The 7,691-nt window shown below is 66.0% G+C and carries 10 protein-coding genes and 1 pseudogene; 10 read left to right on the forward strand and 1 reads right to left on the reverse strand.

All coding sequences use genetic code 11. The features are described from left to right. Window positions 1-2 precede the first annotated feature (2 nt). Complete coding sequence (locus D620_RS0114225) at window positions 3-413, reverse strand: acyl-CoA thioesterase (RefSeq protein ID WP_017666485.1); 411 nt, start codon at window positions 411-413, stop codon at window positions 3-5. Window positions 414-542: 129 nt separating this feature from the next. On the opposite strand from D620_RS0114225, the gene leuC reads away from it, so the two are divergent. The 10 genes and pseudogenes from leuC to D620_RS0114275 all read left to right on the forward strand — a co-directional run. Beyond that, entirely contained in the window at window positions 543-1,985 is a 1,443-nt protein-coding gene (leuC, locus tag D620_RS0114230; RefSeq protein WP_017666486.1) for a 3-isopropylmalate dehydratase large subunit, read from the forward strand. Window positions 1,986-2,002: 17 nt separating this feature from the next. Next, entirely contained in the window at window positions 2,003-2,830 is an 828-nt protein-coding gene (locus D620_RS0114235; RefSeq protein WP_017666487.1) for an N-acyl homoserine lactonase family protein, read from the forward strand. 76 nt (window positions 2,831-2,906) lie between these two features. Further along, window positions 2,907-3,086, forward strand: coding sequence for a hypothetical protein (locus D620_RS0114240; RefSeq protein WP_017666488.1), 180 nt, complete (start codon window positions 2,907-2,909; stop codon window positions 3,084-3,086). Window positions 3,087-3,098: 12 nt separating this feature from the next. Then, window positions 3,099-3,701, forward strand: a complete 603-nt coding sequence (leuD, locus tag D620_RS0114245; RefSeq protein ID WP_017666489.1) for a 3-isopropylmalate dehydratase small subunit — start codon at window positions 3,099-3,101, stop codon at window positions 3,699-3,701. A 25-nt stretch (window positions 3,702-3,726) separates the two neighbouring features. Further along, complete coding sequence (locus tag D620_RS0114250) at window positions 3,727-4,725, forward strand: NADPH:quinone oxidoreductase family protein (RefSeq protein ID WP_017666490.1); 999 nt, start codon at window positions 3,727-3,729, stop codon at window positions 4,723-4,725. Between the two features lie 89 nt (window positions 4,726-4,814). Beyond that, window positions 4,815-5,138, forward strand: a complete 324-nt coding sequence (locus D620_RS0114255; protein ID WP_017666491.1) for a DUF1476 domain-containing protein — start codon at window positions 4,815-4,817, stop codon at window positions 5,136-5,138. A gap of 3 nt (window positions 5,139-5,141) precedes the next feature. Beyond that, on the forward strand, window positions 5,142-5,375 hold the full coding sequence (locus D620_RS0114260; protein ID WP_026092237.1) for a BolA/IbaG family iron-sulfur metabolism protein: 234 nt from the start codon (window positions 5,142-5,144) through the stop codon (window positions 5,373-5,375). A gap of 40 nt (window positions 5,376-5,415) precedes the next feature. After that, on the forward strand, window positions 5,416-5,742 hold the full coding sequence (gene grxD / locus D620_RS0114265) for a Grx4 family monothiol glutaredoxin (RefSeq protein WP_017666493.1): 327 nt from the start codon (window positions 5,416-5,418) through the stop codon (window positions 5,740-5,742). Between the two features lie 529 nt (window positions 5,743-6,271). Next, complete coding sequence (locus D620_RS0114270; RefSeq protein WP_017666494.1) at window positions 6,272-7,066, forward strand: NUDIX hydrolase; 795 nt, start codon at window positions 6,272-6,274, stop codon at window positions 7,064-7,066. 247 nt (window positions 7,067-7,313) lie between these two features. Beyond that, window positions 7,314-7,691: pseudogene (locus D620_RS0114275) on the forward strand (hypothetical protein); the annotation flags it as partial.

Raw genomic sequence — 7,691 nt, forward strand, 5'->3', positions numbered from 1 at the left:
GGTCACTGGGGGAAGAAGAAGCTGCGCAGATGTTCGCCGATGCGCGCCGGGCGCAGGGTTTCTGCGTCGATGCAGCACCAGCTCGATTGCACCTCGGCCAGCACGTCCTCGCCGCGCTTGATGAGCGTCGAATAGAAGGCGCGCGCGCCGTTGAAGCGTTCGAGCACGGTTTGCGCGATCACGTCGTCTTCGAGGAAGGCGGGCTTGCGATAGGTGATTTCGTGCTTCAGCGCGACCCACGCCTTGCTCGCCACGTCCTCGGCCGGCGCGATGCCGCGCCAGTGCGCCAGAACCGCATCCTGCACCCAATTGAGATAGCGCGCGTTGTTGACATGGCCCATGAAGTCGATGTCGGCCGCAACGACCTTGATCGGGTGGAGAAAAGCGGGCGAAAGAGGCACGATTGCTGACATGGATGTAAACTAGCGCAAGAATTTTACAAATTCCACCACCAGGTGAAGGGAAATCGCCGCAATCTTGCCACGGCTCGGCAATCGTGACTATGGGGCCGCTCCCGACCCCGAAACCGATGGACTCCAGCCATGGCGAGCCGCCCCCGCACACTCTACGAAAAGATTTGGGACGCGCATGTCGTCGAGACGCGCGATGACGGGACGGCGCTGGTCTATATCGACCGCCATCTGGTCCACGAGGTGACGAGCCCGCAGGCCTTCGAGGCGCTGAAGCTGGCGCGGCGCCCGGTGCGCCGCCCGGAGCTGACGCTGGCCGTGCCCGATCACAATCTGCCGACCACGGCGCGGGTGGACAGCGCAGGCAAACCCGTCCCGATCGCCGATCCCGAGAGCGCAGCGCAGCTCGCCGCGCTCGAGGTCAACGCCCCGGCCTTCGGCATCCGCTACATCCCCGCCACCGCCAAGGAGCAGGGAATCGTCCATGTCGTGGGCCCCGAACAGGGCTTCTCGCTGCCCGGCACCACCATCGTCTGCGGGGATTCGCACACCGCCTGCCACGGCGGGCTGGGGGCGCTGGCCTTCGGCATCGGGACAAGCGAGGTCGAGCACGTACTGGCGACCCAGACGCTGCTGCTCCAGCAATCGAAGCCCATGGAGGTGCGGGTCGATGGCGATCTCGGCTCCGGCGTCTCCGCCAAGGACCTGATCCTCCACATCATCGGCACTATCGGGGCCGCCGGCGGCAGCGGCTACGTGATCGAATATCGCGGCAAGGTGTTCGAGCGCATGACCATCGAGGAACGCCTCACGGTCTGCAACATGAGCATCGAGGCGGGCGCCCGCGCCGGGCTGATCGCGCCCGACGATGTGACCTTCGCCTACCTGAAAGGTCGCCCCATGGCCCCCACGGGCGCGGAGTGGGACGCGGCGGTGGCGTACTGGCGCACGCTCCACACCGATGAAGGCGCGGTGTTCGCCAAGAGCGTCACGATCAACGCCGCCGATGTCGAGCCCAGCGTCACCTGGGGCACCAGCCCCGAAGACGTCGTGCCGATTGGCGGGCTGGTGCCGCACCCCGAAGACTTCGCCGACGAGAGCAAGCGCGTCGCCGCGCAGAAGTCGCTCGATTACATGGGCCTCGTCCCCGGCATGGCGATGACCGATGTGCAAATCGAGAACGTCTTCATCGGCAGCTGCACCAACAGCCGGATCGAAGACCTGCGCGCCGCCGCCGCAATCCTGAAAGGCCGCCGCAAGGCCGAAAATGTGCGCTGGGCGATCGTCGTGCCCGGCTCGGGACTGGTCAAGGCGATGGCCGAGGAAGAGGGCCTCGACAAGATCTTCACCGAAGCGGGTTTCGAATGGCGCGAGCCGGGCTGTTCGGCCTGCCTCGGCATGAACCCCGACAAGGTGCCTGCCGGAGAGCGCTGCGCCTCGACCAGCAACCGCAATTTTGTGGGAAGGCAAGGCCCCGGCGCACGCACGCACCTGGTCAGCCCCGCAATGGCGGCGGCCGCGGCGGTGACCGGACGGCTCGCCGATGTGCGCGAACTGGTGAGAGAGACAGCATGATGAACCTTGCCGCAAGAATGATCTTCGCAGGCCTCGCCGCCGCAATGCTATCGGGCCAGGCTCCCGCCCCTGCACCCAAGCCAGCCCCGCTCAAGATCATGCGGCTCGACTGCGGCACCTTCGTCGCTAATGATCTTGATGGCTTTTCCGATACCGGATCAATGAAGGGGATCGCCAAGCCGCTGACAGGTAGCTGCTACCTCATCAGCCACGGCGGGCAATATCTGCTGTGGGACACCGGCATCGATGCGGCCGCCAAGGGCAAGCCGCTCGACAAGGCCGCAACCTTCGACTTCACGCTTGAGGCGACGCTGGTCGAGCAGCTCGCGAGCCTCGGCATCAAGCCCGAACAGATCGGCCGCGTGGGCATCAGCCATTACCACTTCGACCACAGCGGCCAGGCCGCCAGCTTCCCGCAGGCGACGCTGCTGATCGGCAGGGGCGATTTCGACGCGCTCAAGGCCGGAGCCCCGGGGACCGATGCGCGCCCGCTGGCGCATTGGGTGAGCGGTCCGGGCAAGGTCGAGCCGGTGAGCGGTGACCGCGATGTGTTCGGTGACGGGCGGGTGGTGATGCTCGACCTGCCGGGCCACACGCCCGGGCACCACGGCCTCCTGGTGCGGCTCGGCGGCGGGCGCAACCTGCTGCTGACCGGCGACCTTGCGCATTTCCGCGAGAACTACGATGCCGATGGCGTCCCGCGTTTCAACACCGACCGCGCCGACACGCTCGCCTCGCTCGACCGGTTCAAGAAGATGGCGGGGGTCGAGGGTGCGATCGTGATCGTCCAGCATGATGCGCGCGACATCGGCAAGCTGCCGCCGTTCGGGCAATGGGCCGAGTGACATCACGGGTGCGGTTCGCACCTCGCCGTGACCCCAACCCCTTGAAACCGGCGCCTGCGAGGCGCATGGAACAGGTATGAACGACAAGCCCAAGAACAACACCGCCCGCAACGCCGCGATTGCTGCGGCAGGTGCCATTGGCTCTGCTGCCGTCGCCGCAGCACTGCTCTATGCCGGACGGCGCAAGAAGAAGACCGCCGACGAGCCGCCCCAGCCCGGCCCGATCCCCTCGGGCGAGCCGCCCCAGACCGATTGAAAAAGGACGCCCATGCAGCCCCTCACCCGCGTCGAAGGCCGCGCCATTCCGCTCGGCCTCAAGAATGTCGACACCGACATCATCATCTCCGCCAAGTGGCTGAAGACGATCAGCCGCGAGGGCCTTGGCGCGGGCGCGTTTGAATCGCTCCGGGCAGAACCCGGCAATGTGTTCGACGATCCCGCCTACAAGGGCGCGCCGATCCTGATCGCGGGCGACAATTACGGCTGCGGATCGAGCCGCGAGCACGCCGCCTGGGCGATGCTCGACCTCGGCATCCGCGTGGTCATCGCACCCAGTTTTTCCGACATCCATTCGGGCAATGCCGTCAAGAACGGCATCCTCCCGCTGGTCCTGCCGCAGGAGGCGGTCGACCGGCTGCTCGACGTGGCGCGCGAAGGACTGGAGATCACCGTCGATCTCGAAGCCCAGACCGTCACCACCCCCTATCAGGACCGCTTCACCTTCGCGATCGACCCGTTCCGCAAGCATTGCCTGCTCAACGGCCTCGACGAGGTCGGGCTGACGATGGCGCGGGGCGAGGCGATCGGCGGGTTCGAGGCGCAGCGCACCGCCGCCCAGCCGTGGCTGATGCGCGGCACTCAGGCTGCATAGAATTACCATACCGGGAGAGGACACCATGAAAGCCATTCGCACCCACCAGACCGGCGGGCCCGAAACCCTGACGCTTGACGAGGTCGAAATCCCGACCCCTGGCAAGGGCGAGGTGCTCGTTGCGGTCAAGGCCTGCGCGATCAATTATCCCGATGGCCTGATCATCCGCGACATGTACCAGTTCAAGCCCCAGCGGCCGTTCAGCCCGGGCGGCGAGATCTCGGGCGTGATCGAGGCGGTCGGCGAGGGTGTCGAGGGTTATGCGGTGGGTGACCGCGTGCTTGCCGGGATCGGCAATGGCGGGCTGGCCGAAAAGGTCGTCGTCCCGGCAAGCCGCATGTTCAAGGTGCCCGACGGCGTGCCGTTCGAGAAGGCCGCCAGCCTGCTGATGACCTACGGCACCACCATCCACGGCCTGAAGGACCGCGGCCATATCAAGGCGGGCGATACCGTGCTGATCCTCGGCGCGGCGGGCGGCGTGGGGCTTTCCGCCATCGAACTCGCCAAGGCCTTCGGCGCGCGCGTCGTGGCTGCCGTCTCTTCCGAAGCCAAGGGCGAGGTCGCCCGCAAGGCCGGGGCGGACGAAGTGGTGATCTATCCGCGCGAGGCGATGGACAAGGATGCCTCCAAGGCGCTCGCGGATGCCTTCAAGAAGGCCTGCGGGCCCGAGGGCGCGAACATCGTCTACGACATCGTCGGCGGGCAATATTCCGAGCCCGCGCTGCGCGCCATCGCGTGGGAGGGCCGCTTCCTGGTGGTCGGCTTCCCCGCCGGGATCGCCAAGATGCCGCTCAATCTCACCCTGCTGAAGTCCTGCGACATCTGCGGCGTGTTCTGGGGCGCCTTCACCGCGCGCGACCCCAAGGGCTTCCACGCGCAGGTGATGGAACTGTTCGACCTGATGAAGGCCGGCAAGATCGACCCGCTGGTCTCCGAGACCTTCCCCCTCGCCCGCGCGGGCGATGCCATCGCCAAGCTTGAAGCGCGCGAGGCGGTCGGCAAGCTTGTGGTGACCATGGATTGACGATCAGACGCGGGCCGGTTGGCGCTTGAAGGCACGGCCCGCCCGCTCTATCGCTCCGCTTGGATCGTCACCCAAGGGACAGCACACACATGACCGATTTCAGGGACCGCGAGCGCGCCGAGGAAGCCCATTTCGCGCTTGAGGGGGAAACCGCCTTCCGCATCCTCGCCCGCCGCAACCGCCTGCTGGGCGAATGGGCCGCCGGGCTGATGAGCCTCACCCCTGAAGAGACCGACGCCTACCGCAAGGCCGTGGTGCAGGCCGAATTCGAGGAAGCGGGCGACGAGGACGTGGTGCGCAAGCTGCTGGGCGATCTTACCGGCGCGCAGATCGACATCTCGGAAGCCGAAATTCGCGCCAAGCTCAATGAAATGGCGGTCGAGGCGCGCCGGCAGCTGCTCGGCGAGGTCTGAGCCATGCCGATGACCGCCCGCGAGATCGCCGAGGCGATCACCGCTGCCTTACCCGGCGCGGTGGTCGAACTGCGCGACCTTGCGGGCGATGACGACCACTGGGCGGCAACCGTCACCGCCCCGCAATTCGCCGGCCTCAGCCGCGTGGCGCAGCACAAGCTCGTCTATGCCGCATTGGGCGGGCGGATGGGCGGGGTGCTGCATGCCTTGCAAGTCACAACCGTGGTCCCCAAGTAATCTTCCGACCAACCCTATCGAGCCAAAGGCCACACACCCCATGTCCGACGTCAACGCGCGCATTTCCGATCTCGTCACCAGCAACGACGTGGTGCTGTTCATGAAGGGCACGCCGCTCTTCCCGCAATGCGGCTTTTCGAGCCGCGCGATCGCGATCCTCGATCATTGCGGCGTCGCTTATGAAAGCGTCGACGTGCTCCAGGACATGGAAATCCGCCAGGGCATCAAGAGCTTCTCGGACTGGCCGACGATCCCGCAGCTTTACGTGAAGGGCGAATTCGTCGGCGGCAGCGACATCATGATGGAGATGTTCGAGGCCGGCGAATTGCAAGCGATGCTGGATGAAAGCGGCGTGGCCAAGGTCTAGCAATTTGATTTTCGCACCCGCCTGCGCGGGTGCATGCTCGCTCGACGCGCAGCAAGCTGCGGGCGCGCGTTCGCGCTTGCGGTCACTACGCGACCGATACCAGCGCAGCCCTCTATTGTGGCGATGAATCGGCCCGCAGGGCCGCAAGGCCGACCGGCCGCCCGCAGGCGCCCTTAGCGCAGCGAAGGAACAGCGCCGAGGAGCCACCTTCGGATGCGGGTGCGAAAAGCAAAAAAGCGCTCCGCAGGACCAGTGCGGAGCGCTTTTTCATTTTCGGGGAGGCGCAACCCGGAGACCAGGAAGGGTCGCGCCTCGCGTCGAAGACCATTGGGACCGATCCCTCATGTGCACACCGCGTGCCAAACTTGAAGACCGACGCAATTCCGCCGTTTTGCCAGCAGCGTTTCGCTGTTCTTAACCGCGAGTTGTAAAGCGCCCCGACACTCTTGCCCTGGTCCCGGCGCGGCAAGAGGCAGGAATTGGCCTTGGGTCTTGGCAAGGACGCGGCTTGCGGCCATCCTTTGCCGCGATGACCACCGAATCCGCTCCCGATCCCGCCCCTGCGGGCATTCCAGCCGCCACCATCATCATCTTTCGCAACGCCGCCGCTGGCGGCGCGCCCGAGGTGCTGATGACCGTGCGATCGCGCAACATGACCTTTGCGGGCGGCATGGCGGTGTTTCCTGGCGGGCGGGTCGATCCGGAGGATTACGCGCTCGCCGAGACCGAAGCCGCCGTGCACGGCCTCGCGCCTGACGAAGCCGCGCACCAGATCGCGGCGGTGCGCGAGACGCTGGAAGAGACGGGCCTCGCGCTCGGCCTGTCGGGCGAGATCAACGCGGTGAGCGCCGGTGCGGCGCGCAAGATGCTGGCGGAATGCGGCGCGCTGGCACCGGTCCTAGAAGCCTTCGGGTGGCAACTCGACCTTGCCCAGATCACCCCCTTCGCGCGCTGGTTCCCCAAGAACGAGGCGATCGCGCGGGTTTATGACACGCGCTTCTATCTCGCCGACCTCGGGACCGGCGCGGTCGAGGTGTCGATCGAGGAATCCGAAAACACCCACCTGTTCTGGACGAGCGCGCAAGGCGCGCTCGATGCGGCCGAGCGCGGCGAGATCAAGCTGATCTTCCCTACCCGCCGCAACCTTGAACGCCTTGCCCTCTTCGCAAGCTTCGCCGAGGCGCGTGCGCAGGCCGAAGCAATTCCGGTGCGCACGATCATGCCGCAGGTCGTCGAACAGGACGGCAAGCCGTGGCTGACGATCCTTGCCGATGCGGGCTATCCGGTGACAGGCGAACTGCTGGAGACCGTGGCGCGCGGCTAGGAAGACATTCCGAGACGAATCGGTGGATTTGGATTATGATAGCGCTATCACGCGTTTTCCGGCCGCGCTGCATTGGTATTTTTCGTCGGGTTATCGTTTGAACTTGAATAGCTTGGACAAGCACCCGGTTCTGGCCTCGTCTTCAGCCTCGCCGTCGGATTGACTTCCGCTCGCAGATTTTACAACATTCATGTTAGCGTTAGCAAAACGCTGGGTACGGCGGGCTAGGCCGCCGCGGGAGAGGGACATGATGGGCCATCGGGCCTCCACACGCGCTTGCCTGGCGGCAGGCCTGCTCGCCGCTACGAGCCTCGCAACCGTCGCGCTGGCCGAAGCGCCTGCCGCCCCGCCGGGCACCGCCCATCCCGATCAGTGGCCGGCCTACACCGACCCGGTGCCGGTGCGCGCGGATCACGAAAAGCTGATCGCGGACCTCATCGCGCGCATGACGATCGAGGAGAAGGTCGGCCAGCTGGTGCAAGCGGACCTGTGCTGCGTGACGCCGGAGGACTTCCGCAAATACAAGCTGGGTTCGCTGCTGGTCGGCGGCAATTCCGGTCCTGTCAATCGGCGTTCAATCGGGCCCCCCTATCGGCACGCAAAAGGGACCCCCTTGTTGAGATGG

Origin of the sequence: Porphyrobacter sp. AAP82, assembly GCF_000331285.1 — a bacterium.
GTDB lineage: Bacteria > Pseudomonadota > Alphaproteobacteria > Sphingomonadales > Sphingomonadaceae > Erythrobacter.